The following is a 16,976-nucleotide window of genomic DNA, read 5'->3' as shown; positions in this document are numbered from 1 at the left end:
GCAAGGGAGTCCGGGATGACGGTGACGGATGCCACGGGGCCCGCGCTCGACGGCGCGCTGCCCGACGGCAAGACCCGCGACGCGCTGCGCGCCGCCCACCTCTACTACTTGCAGGACCTCACGATGGACGCCATCGCGAAGGAGCTGCACACCTCGAGATCCTCGGTGTCGCGCCTGCTCAGCCACGCCCGCGCGACGGGACTCGTCGAGATCTCCATCCACTCGCCCCTCGACCTGCCGAGCCGGCTGGAGCAGGAGATCCTCGAGCGCCATGAGGTGTCCGCGCACGTCGTGCCCGTGCCCGACCATGCGAGCGACGTCGACCGCCTCGAGCGCGTGGCCCTCACTGCTGCACGGATTCTCAACCGGTTCATCGACTCGAACCAGACCATCGGCATCGCCTGGGGCTCGACGATGAGCGCCATGAGCCGGCACCTCGCGCCGAAGGCGACCCACAACTCGGAGGTCGTCCAGCTCAACGGCGCGGGCAACCTCCGCACCACCGGCATCCTCTACGCCTCCGAACTGCTGCGCCGGTTCGGCGACGCGTTCGGCGCGCGGGTCCAGCAGTTCCCGGTGCCGGCGTTCTTCGACGACCCGGCGACCAAGGAGGCGTTCTGGCGAGAGCGCAGCACCCGGCGCCTGCTCGACCTGCAGGCCGCGATGGACGTCGCGATCTTCGGCGTCGGCTCCCCCTTCGCCGAGGTGCCGAGCCACGTCTACCAGGGCGGCTACCTCGAGCGCACCGACTACGAGGCGCTCAGCCGCGACGGCGTGGTCGGCGATGTCGCCACCGTCTTCTACCGGGCCGACGGCTCGACCGACGGCATCGCGCTCAACGCGCGCGCGACCGGGCCCGACTTCGCGGTGCTGCGCCGAGCGCCGCGCCGCATCTGCGTGGTGGCGGGTGCCGCCAAGCTGCCGAGCCTGAGGGGCGCGTTGGCCGCCGGACTGGTGACCGACCTCATCGTCGACGAGGGCACCGCGCGCGGGCTCATCGAGACCCCACCGACGACATCCGGCGACGCGACGCAATCGTGATCCACGAGCGGGATTCCGACCGGTAGCGTGAGGCTCGCGGCCCCGGACGGCCGCACACGAGAGGACCCCATGCACCCGTCCGACGCCACCCCCGCCCGAGGGCGTCGCTCCGCCGGCATCCGAGCCGCCGCGGCCGTCGCCGCGGTCATCGCGGTCGCCCTCGCCGGGCACCAGGTGGGCTCGTCCCTCGCCCACGCCCAGGTCTGGCCGCAGTGGTCGGCCGCCGACGGGCGGTACGACGAGGCCACCGTCGACCACGGCGCCGCCGTCGACCACGGCGAGGCCGTGCTGGCCCGCGCGGAGCGCCTCCTCGAGGTGGCGGCCGGCGACCTCGTGAGCGAGGAGCACCGGACGGCGCTCCAGACCGCGGTCGCCGAGGCGGCCGAGGTCGTCGCCGACCGTCCGGCGGGGGCGGCCACGATCGCCTCGCTCACGGCGCCGTCCGAACTCGCGCCCGCGTGGGACCGGTACGGCGACCTGTGGGAACTCGTCGAGCTCATCCCCGAGCGCGTCGCGGCGTCCGAGCGCATCGAGGCATCGACCGAGCGCGTCGCGGGCGCCGTCCGAACGGTGTCGGATGCCGCGGACGCGTTGATGACGGGCGCCGAGGAGGCGGCGGCGTCCGTCCTCGCCGCGAGCCCCTCGGCCACCTACCGCACGCGCGCCGCCCTGCAGGCCGCCCTCGACGACGCGTCGGGCGGCTCGGGCACGACCGTGCGGCTCACCGACCTCGCCACGAGCGTCGCCGCCGTCCGCTCCTCGCACCAGGCCGAGGAGGAGCGGCGCCGGTCGTTCCCGGTGCGCGCCGAGATCGAGGCCTTCGCGCGGTCGATCTCGTTCGGGGTCGAGATCGACTTCGCCTGGGACTACGTCGTCGGCGGCTACTCGAGCGACGGCTGGTACTCGGGCACCGCCGAGTTCTTCGACGACGGCGACGGCTGGGGCCTCGTCTCGCTCAGCGAGAGCATCGAGGACGCCTGGTCGTGGGACGAGAACGCCAAGGCGGTGGTCGTGCACGAGGTCGGCCACACACAGGTGCTGCGCGAGGCCTGCCATGCGATCTTCGCGGGGCCCGAGTTCTCCGGCGACCACGAGGCGTGGGCCACGGCCTGGGCGATCGGCATGGGCTACGACGTGCCCGGATCGGGCATCGAGGCGTACGGACGGCCGAGCGACGCGCAGATCGCCGCGGCGGCGGCCTGCCGCTGACCGTCGCGTGCGGGGCGTGCGAGCCCGGGAATACCGGGCGCCCTCCGGCGTTGACCTAGAATCGAATCGAAACGTGCTCCGGGGTCGGTGCAAGTCCGAACCGGCGGTGATAGTCCGCGAGCCGGGAGCGCGTGGCCGTCCGGCCGCGCGCGAACGGTTGAACCGGTGGAACTCCGGTACCGACGGTGAAAGTCCGGATGGGAGGCGGCACGGGTCGGCGACGCAGCGCGTCGCCGGCGTTTCCCGCGTCGTCGGGACCCCCGGAGCCTGGAAGGCAGGCACCCGATGTCCACGGCCACGCGAGCGGCGACGGATGCCGCGGCGATGCGCCGGGCGCTCGAACTCGCCGAGCGCGGCCCGGCCCGAGGGGTGAACCCCCGCGTCGGCTGCGTCATCCTCTCCCCCGACGGCCGTCCCCTCGCCGAGGGGTGGCACCGCGGCGCCGGAACCCCGCACGCGGAGGTCGACGCGCTCGAACGGCTCGGCCCGGACGGCGCCCGCGGGACGACCGCGGTCGTGACGCTCGAACCCTGCAACCACACCGGCCGCACCGGCCCGTGCGCCCAGGCGCTCATCGCGGCGGGCGTCGCGCGCGTCGTCTACGCCGTCGACGACCCCGGCGACCACTCGGCGGGCGGCGCCCGCACGCTCCGCGACGCGGGCATCGAGACCGAGGCCGGCCTGCTCGCCGACGAGGTCGAGGCGTTCCTCGACGACTGGCTCTTCGCCGCCCGGCACCGCCGACCGCGCATCACCGTGAAGTGGGCGTCGAGCCTCGACGGCCGCGTGGCCGCGCCCGACGGATCGAGCCGCTGGATCACCGGTCCGGAGGCCCGGGCCGACGTCCACCGGCGCCGCACCGCCGCCGACGCCATCGCGGTCGGCACGGGCACCGTCCTCGCCGACGACCCGTCGCTCACCGCCCGCGACGCCGACGGCTCGCTGCTCGACGCCCAGCCCGTCCCGGTCGTCTTCGGTCGACGCGAGATCCCCGCCGGGGCGGCCCTCGAGCGGCATCCGCACGACCTGCTGCGGTTCACGGGCGACGACCTCGTCGCCGACCTCGCGGAGCTCCAGCGGCGCGGCATCCGTTCGCTCTTCATCGAGGGCGGACCCACGCTCGCGAGCGCGTTCCTCGCGGCCGGACTCGCCGACGAACTGCTCGTGTACCTCGCCCCCGCGGTGATCGGCGGCCCCAGGACCGCCGTCGCCGACGTCGGCGTGACCACCATCGCCGACACCCTCCGCTACGACTTCGCCGACCTCGTGCGCCTGGGCGACGACCTGCTCGTCGTCGCCCGGCCGCGCACGGCGGCGCACCCCGACCCATCCACCCGAGAGAAGGCCTGAGCATGTTCACCGGAATCATCGAGGAGCTCGGCAGCGTCGCGCGCGTCGAACCGCACGCCGACGTCGTGCGACTCACGGTCCGCGGCCCCAAGGTCGTCGAGGGCGTCCGCCACGGCGACTCCATCGCGGTGTCGGGCGTGTGCCTCACCGTGGTCGACGCCGACGCGGAGTCGTTCACCGCCGACGTCATGGCCCAGACGCTCCGCATGTCGACGCTCGACGACGTCGCCGAGGGGCGACCGGTGAACCTCGAGCGGGCCGCGCTCGTCGGCGACCGGCTCGGCGGCCACATCGTGCAGGGGCACGTCGACGGCACCGCCGAGGTGCTCGAGGTGCGCCCGGGCGACGAGTGGCGCGTCATCCGCTTCTCGCTGCCCGCCGCGCTCGCCGCACTCGTCGTCGACAAGGGATCCATCGCGGTCGACGGCGTCTCGCTGACCGTCAGCGCGCTCGGCGACGAGCCCGACGGCTCCTGGTTCGAGGTGTCCCTCATCCCCGAGACGCTCGCGGCGACCACGCTCGGCCGACTCGAGGCGGGCGACCGGGTGAACCTCGAGACCGACGTGCTCGCACGCCACGTGCAGCGGATGCTGCGGCTCGATGCGCACCGGGCGTTGCCGTCCTCGCTCGCCGAGCCGTCGATCGGAGGCGTCCGATGAGCCTCGCGACGATGCCCGAGGTCCTCGAGGCCCTGCGCGCCGGCAAGCCCGTGATCGTGGCCGACGACGAGGGCCGCGAGAACGAGGGCGACGCGATCATGGCCGCGGAGTTCGCGACGCAGGAGTGGATCGCCTGGATGGTGCGCCACACGAGCGGCTACCTGTGCGCGCCCATGCCGAACGCGTTCGCCGACCGCCTCGGCCTGCCGCTGATGGTCGAGCGCAACGAGGACGTGCGCGGCACCGCCTACACGGTCTCCGTCGACGCGGCCGACCGCATCTCCACGGGCATCTCGGCGTCCGACCGGGCGCACACGCTGCGGATCCTCGCCGACCCGGACGCCACGCCCGAACGGCTCATCCGTCCGGGGCACATCCTGCCGCTCCGCGCGGTCGACGGCGGGGTCCGCGAGCGCGCGGGCCACACCGAGGCCGCCGTGGACCTCATGCGCCTCGCCGGCCTGTCCCCCGTGGGCGTGATCGGCGAGCTCGTCGACGACGACGGCGAGATGATGCGCCTGCCGCGGCTGATCGCGTTCGCCGAGCAGGAGGGTCTGCCCGTCACGACGGTGGAGGCGCTCATCGCCTGGCTCCGCGAGCACCACGAGGGGCAGGACCTCGCCGCCGGCGAGGCGCCCGAGCCGATCGCGGAGTCGCCGCGCGTGCAGTTCGAGGTCGAGACGAACCTGCCGACCGTGCACGGCACCTTCCGGGTCCGCGCCTACCGCGACCGCAGCACGGGAGCGGACCACCTGGCGATCATCGCGGGCGATCCCACCGCCGACCCTGCGGGCGCCATCGCCCGCGTGCACTCGGAGTGCCTGACGGGCGAGGCGATCGGCTCGCTCAAGTGCGAGTGCGGCCCGCAGCTGGACACGGCCCTCGCCACGATCGCCGAGCACGGCGGCGTCGTCGTCTACCTGCGCGGTCACGAGGGCCGCGGCATCGGGCTCATCAACAAGCTCCGCGCCTACCGGCTGCAGGAGGGCGGACTCGACACCCTGGACGCCAACCTCGCCCTCGGGCTCCCGATCGACGCGCGCGACTTCAGCGCCGCGAGCGCGATCCTCGACGACCTCGGGGTCGAGCAGGTGCGCCTGCTCACGAACAACCCGGAGAAGGTCCGCCAGCTCGAGGCCCACGGCATCCGCGTCGCCGACCGTCTGCCGCTCGTCGTGGGCGTCGGAGCGGTCAACGCGGGCTACCTCGAGACCAAGCGCACCCGCATGGGACACTCGATCGACGACGGCCAGCTCACCGAGGCGGCCGCGGACGCACTGCTGAGAGGACACGCATCATGAGCGGAGCCGGATCCCCCGAACTCGACGTCGACGGCCGCGGCCTGAGGGTCGTCGTCGTGGCGGGCAGCTGGCACGACGAGATCACCGACGGGCTCATCGCGGGCGCGACGGGCACCCTCGAGCGCGCCGGCGCCGAGTTCGAGCTCGTCCGGGTCCCCGGCAGCTTCGAGCTGCCCGTCGTGTCGAAGGCGGCCCTCGAGGCGGGCGCCGACGCGGTCGTGGCGCTCGGCGTGATCATCCGGGGCGGCACGCCGCACTTCGAGTACGTGTCGTCGGCCGCGACCGACGGGCTCACGCGCGTCGCCCTCGACACGGGCAAGCCCGTCGGCTTCGGCGTGCTGACGCTCGACGACGAGCAGCAGGGCCTCGACCGCGCCGGCCTGCCCGGGTCCAAGGAGGACAAGGGCCGCGAGGCCGCGGAGGCCGCGATCGTGACCGCGAAGGCGCTGCAGGCGCTGCGCGCCTGATCAGCCGGCGGCGACGAGCGGCGCCGGCCGGTCAGGTCGTCACGCGAGCAGCTTCGCCTTCGCCGCCGCGAACTCGGCGTCGTCCAGGATCCCCTGCTGCTTCAGCGCGGCGAGCTTCTGCAGCTCGGCCACCACGTCGACGCCGCCCTGCGCCGGCGCCGCCGCCGCGGGCGCAGCCGCCGGCGGAGGCGGTGGCGCGTACTGCGGCGCGGCCGCCGCCTGCTGGGCCTGGTACTGCTCGGCCTCCCACTGCTGCTGCGCCGCCGCCTGCTGCTCGGCCTGCTGGTTCGCGTAGCGCTGCTGCTGCCGACGGGCGACGTTGCCGCTCACCGCGGTCGCGGTGCCTGCGACCACGGCCGTCCGCGCGGCCATGCCGATCAGTCCTGGTCGGCCTCCCCTGCCGAGTGGCATGACGGTCCTCCCCTATTCCACGTTCGCCGCTGCGGCGAACACCTCGTTGACGACGGTCGCGGGGATGCGCTCCACCTGGAGCACCTCGCCGCCGGATGCGGCGAAGGCGGACGCGAGCCGCTTCGCCCACAGCAGTTCGATCGCCATGACGGCACCCGCCGTGCCGGGCGGGATCGCCTCGGCGAGTTCGTCGATGTCCTCGTCGCCGATCACGCCGGAGGCCTCGAGCTCGACGATCGTGAACCCGAAGTCGTCGCGGAACTCCTCGTACTCGCGGACGGTGACCGTGCCGTCGTCGCCGCGCGCGACGATGAGCAGGTCGAGCAACCGGATCTCGTCGCCCAGCATCAGCTCGCCGAGCGCCGACAGCGTCGCGTCGTCCGGCCGATCCCCCTCGAAGCTCACGACGTAGATGTCGACCGGCCCGTAGTCCAATTCGGCCATGGTTCCCCCTGCCCCCGGATGTCGCGCGTGCGCGCGATCACGATTCAATCCCGGGTGGAGCGCTGCCGATGTGCCGAAGGTCCCACCCGAACCGAGGCGAGCCATCCGCTCGCCCGGTTCCAGGCCCACCAGGCGGCGATGCCCACGGCGAACGACGCGACGATCGCGAGCGGCGGCGACACCTCCTCGATCGGCGGGTACACCTGCCAGTGGGTCAGGTAGACGAACATCGAGGCGGATGCCGCGGTGCCGAGGCCCGCGGCGAGGCGGACCGGGACCGGCAGGCTCGTGACCCAGACGAGCAGGCCGAGACCCACGAGCACGACGGCCTCCCGGATCGGATCCCCGAAGAAGCCGGGCACGGTCACGAGCGCGATGACGCTCGCGGCCACCCGGCGTCGCGTGGTCGTCGCTCGCGCGATGAACCAGCCGAGCGCGATGAGCCAGGCGACCCCGGGCAGCGCGTAGTGCACCGGCGACGGCGTGGTGAGACCGCCGGATGCCGCGTACCGGAGCGCGAGCGCGGCCGTGAGGACGACCGCGGCGAAGGCGACCGGGCGCCGGCGCTCGAGCGCGTCCAGCCGCGGCACGGCCATGATCGCCGCGACGGCGAGGATGGCCCAGACGAGCGCCTCGAGGAACCAGAGGTGCCACTGGTCGCTCCACCCGCCGTCGGCTCCGGCGAGCCAGTTCGACAGGAGCACCGTCGCCGGGTCGTACGTGCCGGCGATGAGCGCGACCCCGCCGAGCCAGAGCACGGCGGGCACGGCGATCGATCGGGCGCTCCGGAGGAGGCCGCCGACGCGCCGCATCCGGGCCGCCCGGGTGCCGGCCGCGCCCGCTTCGCCGCCGAGCCGCCCGGGCGTGAGCCGGAAGCGGGCGAGGTTGAAGCCGGCGACGGCGAGCAGCAGGTGGGCGCCGCCCTGGAGCTGGATGACGTCGGCGTGCGTCGCGACGATGAGCACGATCGCGACGGCGCGCAGGACCACGGAGGTCTCGACGTGGGCGATGCGGCGGCGTGCCGGCCCCGGACGGTCGACGCGGCCTGGACTCCGTCGTGCCGGTCGCGTCGCCGCGCGCCCCGCAGCGGTCGGCGCCCCGGCGTCGACCGCCGAGGCGGACGGCGAGGGGGTGCTTGCGGCGTCGGCCCCGATGCCGGCGGGCGCCGGGGCGCCGGCGAGTTCGGCGATGCTCCGACTCGGCCAGTCCGTCGGCAGCGCCCCGAGGCGCGACTCGAGTCGCAGGGCGAGCTCGACGTAGTTGAGCGAGTCGCCGTCGAGGCTGGTGAAGCTGTCGTCCGGCGTGGCGTCGGGCCGGCCGAGCAGCTCGGCGTAGAGGTCGCGCAGCTCCTCGGCGGTGGTCGCGCCGGCGGGCACGGCGGCGGCATCCGCGGCATCCGTCGCTCGCAGCAGGCTTGCATGCGCCCGGAGCGCGGCGTGGTCCGGCTTGCCGTTCGGCGTGCGCGGGAATTCGGCGATGGCGTGCACGTCGAAGCCGTGCGCGGGCAGGCCGGTGATCCGCGCGGCCGCGTCGCGGGCCCGCGCCACCGATCGCTCCTCGCGGACGAACACGGCGAGGTGCTCGTCGACGCCCACCACGCGCGCCTCGACGCCGGCCTCGGCGAGGCGTCGCTCGATGAGGTCGAGGTCCAGCCGCAGTCCGAACGCCTTCACGAACCTGCTGAGGCGGCCGGTGATCTCGTAGAGCCCGTCGTCGCGGCGGCGCGCGAGGTCGCCCGTCCGCAGCTCGTCGACCTCGGCTCCGCGCCCGAGGTCGGCGGCCGTCTCGGCGTAGCCCATCATCACGTTCGGCCCGGTGTAGACGAGTTCGCCCTCGCCGGGTGCGCCGCCGACGCGCTCGTCGATGCGGAACGAGCCGCCCGGGACGGGCACGCCGATCGCGCCGGCCGCGGTCTCGGCCAGCTCGGCCGGCAGGTACGCCATGCGCGCCGTCGCCTCGGTCTGGCCGTACATCACGACGAGCTCGAACCCGCGCTCCCGCCCGAGCCGCGCGAGCCCGCGCACGCGCTCGGGGTCCATGCGCCCGCCGGCCTGGGTGACGTACCGGAGCGACGGGTGCGGTCGCTGCGCGAAGTCGGTCGCCTCGAGCAGTTCGTAGGTGTACGGCACCCCTGCGATCGAGGTGGCCTCGTGCGCGTCGAACTCGGCCCAGAACGTCGGTTCGACGACCGAGCGGTCGGTGAGCAGCAGGCTTCCGCCGGCGACGAGGTGGCTGTTCACGACCGAGAGTCCGTAGCAGTAGTGCAGCGGCAGGGTCGTCGCCGCACGGTCCTCCGGCGTCAGCTGCAGGTAGTCGGCGATCGCGCGGGCGTTGGCGAGCACGTTGCCCTGCGAGAGGCGCACGAGCTTCGGCGAGCCGGTCGATCCCGACGTGCTCGCGAGCAGCGCGAGGTCGCGGTGGAACACGTGCCGGCTCTCGTCGCGGAGCCGGTCGAGCTCGACCTCGTCGTCCGCGCCGACCCGCACGACGACATCGGGTGCGTACCGCGCGACGAGGTCCTCGAGCGCCGATCCGCCCGCGGCGTCCGGTTGCGTGAAGAGCAGCGGGTGTCCGCCCGCGAGCGCGGCGAGGTACGTCACGACGGTCTCGACGGTGTTCGAGCCGGAGAGGAAGACGAGGCGTCGGCCGGTGCCGAGTTCCGCCCGGCGGGCGGCGACGCGATCGGCGAGCTCGGCGTAGTCGACGGATGCCGCGGGCGTGACGAGTGCGGGTGCGCCGGGGTCGCCGCCGAGCAGGTCGAGCGCGTGGGGCTCGGTCCGGGTCAGGGTCGTGCGCACGTGTGGCCGTTCGTGGGAGGGGTGCCGGGACTGCTCCGGCGAGATCAGGTAAGGCTTACCTTACGTGACATCCGTCGTGCGTCGAAATCGCCGACGTCGCCGTTCGTCGCACGCCACGATCCGCTCGTCGCGCCCGGCTCGCCGACGCCGCGGCCCCCGCGTAGGGTGAGCAGGTTGCCACAAGCAGCGGTTCCACCCCACCCGGCGGGTCGCGCCCCATCCCGGCGCCCCGCCCCGGCCCACGTACGCACCGGAGTCCCGCCCTGCCATGACCGCAACCTCCTCGACCGACCCGAACCCGACCGCCCCGGCCACGCCCGTCGCGCCCGCGAACTCGCGCGGCCGCGTCATCCTCGCGAGCCTCGTCGGCACCACCATCGAGTTCTACGACTTCTACGCGTACGCCACCGCGGCCGTGCTCGTGTTCCCGATCCTGTTCTTCCCGACCGGCGACGACACCACGGCGCTGCTGGCGTCGTTCGCCGTCTTCGGCGCCGCGATGGTCGCCCGACCGGTCGGCGCCATCGTCTTCGGCCACTTCGGCGACAAGCACGGGCGCAAGGCCACGCTCGTGGCGTCCCTGCTCACCATGGGCATCGCGACGTTCCTCATCGGCCTGCTGCCGACCTACGACCAGATCGGCTGGTGGGCGGCCCTGCTGCTGCTCATCATGCGCCTGGCGCAGGGCTTCGCGCTCGGCGGCGAGTGGTCGGGCGCGGCCCTCGTCGCGACCGAGAACGCCCCGAAGGGCAAGCGCGCCTGGTACGGCACCTTCCCGCAGCTCGGGGCGCCGCTCGGCTTCATCATCGCCAACGGGGTGTTCCTCGCCATCAACCTCCTCGCGCCCTCGCGCGAGTGGTTCTTCGAGTGGGGATGGCGCGTGCCGTTCCTCTTCTCGGCCGTCATGGTCGTCGTCGGCCTCTGGGTCCGCCTGAAGCTCGTCGAGTCCAGCGCGTTCACGAAGGCCGCCCAGAAGGGCACGATCCGCAAGCTCCCGCTCGGCGCCGCGTTCCGCCACAACTGGCGCGAGCTCATCCTCGGCACGTTCATCATGCTGGCCACCTACGTGCTCTTCTACCTGATGACGAACTTCACGCTCTCGTACGGCACGAAGGCGGCCGACCTCGAGACCGCGTCGGCCGCCGCCGAAGCCGCGGCCGCGGCATCCGGCGCCGAATTCGACGCGAACGCGTTCGCCGCGCAGTTCTACCCCGGCCTCGGGTTCGCGTATGCGGACTTCGTGACCATGCAGATCATCGGCGTCGTGTTCTTCGGCATCTTCACGCTCCTCTCGGGCCCGATCGCGGACGCGATCGGCCGCCGCCGCCTGCTCATCTGGGTCACCGTGGCGATCATCGTGTTCGGGCTCACGTTCAACCTGTTCCTCATGCCGCAGCTCGACCCGAAGTTCACGGGCGCGCTCGCGCAGGCGTTCCTCGTCTTCGGCTTCGTCCTGATGGGGGCGACGTTCGGCCCGATGGGCGCCCTGCTGCCCGAGCTGTTCCCGACCAACGTGCGCTACACGGGTTCGGCGGTCGCGTACAACGTGTCGTCGATCCTCGGCGCCGCGGTCGCGCCGCTCATCGCCGTGGCGCTCTGGGCGGCGGCCGACGGCCAGCCGTGGCCGGTCGGGATCTACCTGTCGACGATGGGCGTGCTCACCCTCGTCGCCCTGCTGCTCTCGAAGGAGACCAAGGACGTCGACTACGACGACGCGGGCATCGGCGCCGACCGGGCCACCGGCCGCATCGCCGAGGGCGAGACCGAGGTCGCGTCGCTGTAGCAACCCCTTCAGGCGGTTCCGGACCCGGCGTACCATGTCGCGCGACAGGGGTCGCCGGGTCCGCAGCCGGCGATGTCGACGCCCGGCCCCCGGAACGGCGAGGTGCGCGGATGAACATGACGATGGACATGATGAAGGGCGCCATGTCGGGATCCGACATGCCCATGAAGGACATGGACATGTCGATGATGCAGGAGGCCATGGAGGCGCTCTCCGCGTGCATGCAGGCGTGCGTCATGTGCGCCGACGCGGACGCGGGCGAGGGCATGGGCCGGTGCGCCGCCATGTGCTCCAACTGCGCCGACGTGTGCGACACCATGATGCGGATGATGCTCCGCACGACCGGCTACGACATGCAGGTCATGATGTCGATGATGGAGACCTGCGTCATGATGTGCCGTGCCTGCTCGGAGGAGTGCGCGAGGCACGCCGAGATGAGCGAGCACTGCCGCATGTGCGCGATGGCCTGCGACCAGGCGGTGTCGGCCATGGAGAAGATGATGGGCTCGATGCGGGAGATGATGCCCGCGAGCTGATCATTCGGTGCGCCGGGTCGGCCCGTGGCCGCCAGTGCTCAGATCGCGGCGACGCTGAACCGGTCCTCGCCGCGCGCGAGCACGTCGTAGACCTCGTGGAAGGCGACCGGGTCGCCCGGCGCGAGCTGTCGGTGGAGCCCGTCGTGGTGCCAGACGCGACGGGCCCCGCCGTCGAGGTCCACGAGTTCGACCACGCCGTCGGCGTGCACGGCGGTGACGACCGCGTCGAGCCACCGGCTCGCGGCGATGCGCGAGAGCCGCTCCTGCATGGGGTGCAGTTCGTGACCGGGTCGGAGGCTCGAGCAGGCCTCGCCGTCGACGCAGCCGCGCATGCCCATTGCGAGGCCCGGCTGGGACTCGGCGGCGGCGTGCGGCTTCGGGGTCGACATGGCGTGCTCCTCGCGGATCGGTGACGTGCAGGCGACGATACGCGCGGCCCGAGCGGATGTCGCGGTGAGCCGTCACACGCGGAAACACACGCCGACCGGCGGTTCGGTCAGTCGAGGAACAGCGCCCGCAGGCGCTTCGTGGTGAAGACCAGCCCGACGGCGATCATCGCCGCGTAGTAGGCCACGTGCACCAGCAGTTCGGGCCCCACGACGCCGGTGGTGAGCCCGCGCACCAGTTCGACCCCGTGCCAGAGCGGAAGCGCCTGGATCAGCCACTGGACCGGTTCGGGGTACACGGTGAGCGGGTAGAACGTCGCCGAGAACAGGAACATCGGCAGCATGACGAAGTTGATCCAGTCCATCTGCTGGAACGTCGTCAGGTAGCTCGTGATCGCCATGCCGATGCTGGCGAAGCCGAACGCGATGAGCAGCACGGCCGGGATCGCGAGCACGGCCCACCACGACAGGTTGAGTCCGAGCACCTGCATGACCAGCATGAAGCCGCCCGCGTAGAGCGCTCCCCGCAGGAGCGCGAGCGCGATCTCGCCCAGCGCCACGTCGAGCGGACCCAGGGAGGTCGCGAGCATGCCCTCGTACAGCTTGGCGAAGCGGATCTTGAAGAAGACGTTCCACGTGGAGTCGTAGATCGCGCCGTTCATCGCCGCGACCGCGAGCAGCGCGGGAGCGATGAAGGCCGCGTAGGGCACCTCGCGGCCGTCGACGGCCACGGTGCCCACGAGGGCGCCGAGGCCGATGCCGAGCGAGAGCAGGTAGAAGATCGGCTCGAACAGCCCGCTCAGCATGACCAGCCAGTTGGTCGATCGCGTCGCGCGCCAGCCGCGGTACATCACGGCGCGCGAGTTGCCGGCGTAGAGCGCGCCGACGCCGCGGCGACCGGTCCCGCGGTGCTCGAGCGCGTGGTCGACGAGGGTCATGCGGCCAGCCTCCGTACGGCGATGCGGCGCGCCCAGGCCCAGCCGACGACCGTCATGGCGATCAGGACCACCACGTGGAGCACGGTGAGCCACACCGGCTCGGCGTACCCGAAGGTGACGACCCGAGTGAGCTCGGTGCCGTGCCAGAGCGGCGAGATCCAGCCGATCCACTGCAGGAACCACGGCAGCTGCGACAAGGGGAAGAACGTGCCCGAGAAGAGGGTGAGGGGCAGGACGACCAGGCGCTGCACCATCGCGAGCTGGCCGGAGTCCTCGCGGATGGTCGACGCGTATGCCATCAGGAGCGTGCCGAAGGCCATGCCCGTGAGGGTCGCGATCGGCACCGCGAGCCAGCCGGCCGCCGACGGCACCGCGCCGAACAGGAGCATGAAGCCGAAGTAGATCGCGACCGTCGCGGCGAGGCGCACGACGACCGAGATGACGAGGCCGTCGACGATCTGCCCCGGACTGATCGGCCCGGAGTGCATGCCGGTGAAGGTCGGGTTCCACTTGTAACCGAGCAGCACCGGATACGAGAACTCGATCACCGCCGTGGTGAGGGCCGCGCTGCACAGCAGCGCCGGCGCGACGAAGACGAGGTAGCCGACCCCGCCGGCCTCGAGCGAGAGGTTGCGGTCGACGAGCGTCGCGAGTCCGACGCCCATCGCGTACAGGTAGATGAACGGCTCGCCGAAGCCGGTCACGAGGATGGTCTGCGCGTACGACCACATCACCCGGAACCGGTGCTCGGCGACGTACCACGCACCGAAGCGGCGCGGGCGGATGCCGCCCTCGAAGGCCCGACGTGCGTCATCCGTCGTCGCGTCATCGGTCGCCGACCGGTCGCGGTACGGCGCTTCGCTCTCACTCCCGCTCATTCGATGAGGCTCCGCCCGGTGAGGCGCAGGAAGACGTCCTCGAGGCTCGAGCGCCGCACCAGGCTCGTGATCGGGTGCAGTCCCGCGGCGGAGATCCGCTCGAGTTCGGCCTCGCCGTCGGCCGTGTAGACGAGGATGCGGTCGGGCAGCACCTCGATGCGGTCGCCGGACCCCTCGAGGGCGCGCGCGACCTCCTCGTTGCGGTCGGACCCGAACCGCAGCTCGAGCACCTCGCGCGACGAGTACTCGCGGATGAGCTGGGCGGGCGAGCCCTCGGCCATGATGCGGCCGTGGTCGACCACGACGAGGCGGTCGCAGAGCTGCTCCGCCTCGTCCATGTAGTGGGTGGTGAGCACGAGCGTCTTGCCCTGCTCCTTCAGCCGGAACAGTCGGTCCCACAGGATGTGCCGGGCCTGCGGGTCGAGCCCGGTGGTCGGCTCGTCGAGCAGGATGATGCGCGGGTCGTTGATGAGCCCGCGCGCGATGGTGAGCCGGCGCTTCATGCCGCCGGAGAGCGCGTCGACCTTCGCCTGCCCGCGGTCGGACAGCTGGGCGAACTCGAGCAGCTCGTCGGCGCGCTCGGCGACCACGCGACGCGGCAGGCCGAAGTAGCGGCCGTACACGAGCAGGTTCTCGCGCACCCGCAGCTCGGTGTCGAGGTTGTCGGCCTGCGGCACGACCCCGAGCTGCGAGCGGATGTCGGGACCGTGCCGGTCGGGATCGAGCCCGAGGATCGACAGGCCGCCCGCGGTCCGCGTGGACACCGCGCCGATCATGCGCATGGTCGTCGACTTGCCGGCGCCGTTCGGGCCGAGCAGCCCGAACGACTCGCCGGGCGCCACCTCGAAGGAGAGCCCGTCGACGGCGGCGAACTCCCCGTACTTCTTGACGAGGTCCCTGGCGACGATCACGGGCTGCGGCACGGTTCACCACCCTAGACCCGGCGGCCGACATAGCATGAGGCGCATGCAGACCGCCCCCTCCGCCGGCATCCGCATCGCCGATCGGGTGCGCGCCGCCGTCGCCGCCGGACGCCCCGTGCTCGCCCTCGAGTCGACGATCCTCACGCACGGCCTCCCCCGCCCCCGGAACCTCGAGGTCGGACTGGAGACCGAGGCGCTCGTCCGCGAGGCGGGCGTCGAGCCCGCCACCATCGGCGTGGTCGACGGCGTGCCGACGGTCGGGCTCGAGACCTCGGAGATCGAGCTGCTGTGCGCGTCGGAGTCCGTCGTGAAGGCGAGCACCCGCGACCTGCCCGTCGCCCGCGCGCGCCGGCTCGACGCGGGGACCACCGTCGCGGCCACGGCCTGGCTCGCGCACCGCGCCGGCATCCGCGTGTTCTCGACCGGAGGCCTCGGCGGCGTGCACCGCGGCGCGAACACGACCTTCGACGAATCGGCCGACCTGCCCGCGCTGTCCGCGACGCCCATCACGGTCGTGAGCGCGGGCGTCAAGTCCATCCTCGACATCCCGGCGACGCTCGAGCGGCTCGAGACCCTCGGCATCACCGTCGTCGGCTACCGCACCGACCGGTACCCGGGGTTCTACGTCGCCGACTCCGGCTTCCCGGTGCCGGCGCGGGTCGAATCGGCGACGGATGCCGCGGACGTCGCCCGGGCGCGCGACGAGCTCGGGCTCGACGCGGCCGTCCTGGTCGCCAATCCGATCGCCGAGTCGGACCAGCTCGATCCGGCGGAGCACGAGCGCGTCCTCGCCGAGGCGCTGTCGGCAGCGGATGCCGCGGGCGTCACCGGCCACGACACGACCCCGTTCCTGCTCGACTTAGTGCAGCGCGCGACCGGCGGACGGAGCCTCGAGGTGAACCTCGCCGTCTACCGCGGCAACGCCCGGCTCGGCGCGGAGATCGCGCGTGACCTCGCCGGCTGAGTCTGCGGCGCCGGGCGTCCTCGTGGTCGTCGGCGACCTGCTCGAGGACATCGTCGTGTGGGCGACGGAGCCGATCCGCGCCGCGACCGATTCGGCGGCGCAGGTGTTCCGTGCTCGCGGCGGGAGCGCGGCGAACGTCGCCTCGCACGCGGCGTCCCGCACGCCGACGCGATTCATCGGCCGGGTCGGCGACGACGCCGCGGGACGCACGCTCGAGACCGCCCTCGCCGCGTCGGGCGCCGAGGTGCGGGTCCAGCGCGACGGGCGCACCGGCGCGGTCGTGCTCGTCGTCGCCCCCGACGGCGAGCGCACGATGTTCCCGGATCGCGCGGCGGCGGCCGAGCTGCACGGGGTCGACACCGGCTGGCTCGACGGGGCGGCGTGGCTGCACGCGCCGAGCTACGGCCTCGAGCACGAACCCATGCGGTCCGAGGTGCGCCGGCTCATCGGCCTGGCCCGCGGTCGCGGCGCCCGGGTCTCGCTCGACGCGTCGTCGACCGGCCTGCTCGACGGGCTCGGCGTGGAACGGGTGCTGGGCTGGTACGCCGAGCTGCGACCCGACGTGCTGCTCGCGAACGAGACCGAGGCCGAGCTGCTCGGCGTCGCGGGCGGCGGCCCGGTGGCGGCATCCGTCGCCCGTCGGCTCGTCGTGAAGCACGGACCCCGCCCGACCGAGGTGTTCGACGACGGCGTGCTCGTCGCGCGCGTGCCCGTGGCGCCCGTCGACGGGGTCCGCGACCTGACCGGGGCGGGCGACGCGTTCGCGGCGGGGTACCTCGCGGCCGCGATCGGCGGGGCGGATGCGACGGCGGCCTGCCTCGCGGGGCATGCCGCCGCGGCATCCGTCATCACGTCGCCCGGCGCGGGCTCGCCCGCCTGACGCCGACG

The 16,976-nt window shown here is 73.1% G+C and carries 17 protein-coding genes and 1 riboswitch; of the genes, 10 read left to right on the top strand and 7 right to left on the bottom strand.

Annotation, left to right across the window (positions count from 1 at the left end; translation table 11 throughout):
• Positions 1–15 precede the first annotated feature (15 nt).
• The 6 genes from AVP42_RS08360 (at position 16) to ribH (ending at position 6,027) form a co-directional block, all read left to right on the top strand.
• Positions 16–1,041 (top strand): sugar-binding transcriptional regulator, encoded by a 1,026-nt coding sequence (locus tag AVP42_RS08360; protein WP_067947982.1) that lies wholly within the window; start codon positions 16–18, stop codon positions 1,039–1,041.
• 69 nt (positions 1,042–1,110) lie between these two features.
• Positions 1,111–2,250: a hypothetical protein gene (locus AVP42_RS08355; RefSeq protein ID WP_067947980.1), complete on the top strand. Its 1,140-nt coding sequence runs from the start codon at positions 1,111–1,113 to the stop codon at positions 2,248–2,250.
• A 69-nt stretch (positions 2,251–2,319) separates the two neighbouring features.
• Positions 2,320–2,465: riboswitch (FMN riboswitch) on the top strand.
• Between the two features lie 70 nt (positions 2,466–2,535).
• A complete protein-coding gene (gene ribD, locus AVP42_RS08350; protein WP_067947978.1) occupies positions 2,536–3,600 on the top strand; it encodes a bifunctional diaminohydroxyphosphoribosylaminopyrimidine deaminase/5-amino-6-(5-phosphoribosylamino)uracil reductase RibD in 1,065 nt (354 codons plus the stop codon).
• Between the two features lie 2 nt (positions 3,601–3,602).
• A complete protein-coding gene (locus tag AVP42_RS08345) occupies positions 3,603–4,259 on the top strand; it encodes a riboflavin synthase (protein WP_067947976.1) in 657 nt (218 codons plus the stop codon).
• Positions 4,256–5,560 (top strand): bifunctional 3,4-dihydroxy-2-butanone-4-phosphate synthase/GTP cyclohydrolase II, encoded by a 1,305-nt coding sequence (locus AVP42_RS08340; protein ID WP_067947974.1) that lies wholly within the window; start codon positions 4,256–4,258, stop codon positions 5,558–5,560. Before AVP42_RS08345 ends, AVP42_RS08340 begins: the two co-directional genes overlap by 4 nt.
• A complete protein-coding gene (gene ribH / locus AVP42_RS08335; protein WP_067947972.1) occupies positions 5,557–6,027 on the top strand; it encodes a 6,7-dimethyl-8-ribityllumazine synthase in 471 nt (156 codons plus the stop codon). The genes AVP42_RS08340 and ribH overlap by 4 nt, the downstream gene beginning before the upstream one ends.
• Positions 6,028–6,066: 39 nt before the next feature.
• Here the strand turns inward: ribH and AVP42_RS08330 are convergent, their stop codons facing one another.
• From AVP42_RS08330 to AVP42_RS08320, 3 genes are read right to left on the bottom strand one after another with little or no spacing between them, the layout of a single operon-like run.
• On the bottom strand, positions 6,067–6,399 hold the full coding sequence (locus AVP42_RS08330) for an SHOCT domain-containing protein (protein ID WP_231878584.1): 333 nt from the start codon (positions 6,397–6,399) through the stop codon (positions 6,067–6,069).
• A 51-nt stretch (positions 6,400–6,450) separates the two neighbouring features.
• Positions 6,451–6,882, bottom strand: a complete 432-nt coding sequence (locus tag AVP42_RS08325) for a DUF6325 family protein (protein ID WP_157356767.1) — start codon at positions 6,880–6,882, stop codon at positions 6,451–6,453.
• 44 nt (positions 6,883–6,926) lie between these two features.
• Positions 6,927–9,680, bottom strand: coding sequence for an AMP-binding protein (locus AVP42_RS08320; protein ID WP_082847105.1), 2,754 nt, complete (start codon positions 9,678–9,680; stop codon positions 6,927–6,929).
• A 268-nt stretch (positions 9,681–9,948) separates the two neighbouring features.
• On the opposite strand from AVP42_RS08320, the gene AVP42_RS08315 reads away from it, so the two are divergent.
• Both AVP42_RS08315 and AVP42_RS08310 read left to right on the top strand, forming a co-directional pair.
• Positions 9,949–11,463, top strand: a complete 1,515-nt coding sequence (locus AVP42_RS08315) for an MFS transporter (RefSeq protein ID WP_067947966.1) — start codon at positions 9,949–9,951, stop codon at positions 11,461–11,463.
• A 110-nt stretch (positions 11,464–11,573) separates the two neighbouring features.
• The gene (locus tag AVP42_RS08310) at positions 11,574–11,999 is read left to right on the top strand and encodes a hypothetical protein (RefSeq protein WP_231878583.1); all 426 of its coding nucleotides are present in this window, start codon (positions 11,574–11,576) and stop codon (positions 11,997–11,999) included.
• A 38-nt stretch (positions 12,000–12,037) separates the two neighbouring features.
• Here AVP42_RS08310 and AVP42_RS08305 read toward each other — a convergent pair whose 3' ends face one another.
• From AVP42_RS08305 to AVP42_RS08290, 4 genes are all read right to left on the bottom strand, one after another.
• Positions 12,038–12,388, bottom strand: a complete 351-nt coding sequence (locus tag AVP42_RS08305; protein WP_067947962.1) for a hypothetical protein — start codon at positions 12,386–12,388, stop codon at positions 12,038–12,040.
• 107 nt (positions 12,389–12,495) lie between these two features.
• A complete protein-coding gene (locus tag AVP42_RS08300) occupies positions 12,496–13,323 on the bottom strand; it encodes an ABC transporter permease (RefSeq protein ID WP_067947960.1) in 828 nt (275 codons plus the stop codon).
• Positions 13,320–14,201: an ABC transporter permease gene (locus tag AVP42_RS08295; RefSeq protein ID WP_082847104.1), complete on the bottom strand. Its 882-nt coding sequence runs from the start codon at positions 14,199–14,201 to the stop codon at positions 13,320–13,322. Before AVP42_RS08295 ends, AVP42_RS08300 begins: the two co-directional genes overlap by 4 nt.
• Positions 14,198–15,124: an ABC transporter ATP-binding protein gene (locus AVP42_RS08290; RefSeq protein ID WP_067947958.1), complete on the bottom strand. Its 927-nt coding sequence runs from the start codon at positions 15,122–15,124 to the stop codon at positions 14,198–14,200. The genes AVP42_RS08295 and AVP42_RS08290 overlap by 4 nt, the downstream gene beginning before the upstream one ends.
• A 43-nt stretch (positions 15,125–15,167) precedes the next feature.
• Here AVP42_RS08290 and AVP42_RS08285 point away from each other — a divergent pair, with 43 nt between their 5' ends.
• A complete protein-coding gene (locus AVP42_RS08285) occupies positions 15,168–16,088 on the top strand; it encodes a pseudouridine-5'-phosphate glycosidase (RefSeq protein ID WP_067947956.1) in 921 nt (306 codons plus the stop codon).
• On the top strand, positions 16,072–16,968 hold the full coding sequence (locus AVP42_RS08280; protein ID WP_067947954.1) for a carbohydrate kinase family protein: 897 nt from the start codon (positions 16,072–16,074) through the stop codon (positions 16,966–16,968). Before AVP42_RS08285 ends, AVP42_RS08280 begins: the two co-directional genes overlap by 17 nt.
• Positions 16,969–16,976: the final 8 nt, after the last annotated feature.

Source organism: Agromyces sp. NDB4Y10 (genome assembly GCF_001620055.1).
Lineage (GTDB): Bacteria > Actinomycetota > Actinomycetes > Actinomycetales > Microbacteriaceae > Agromyces > Agromyces indicus.
The sequence above is the reverse complement of the archived record's forward strand: the minus strand, read 5'-3'. Positions and strand labels throughout refer to the sequence as shown.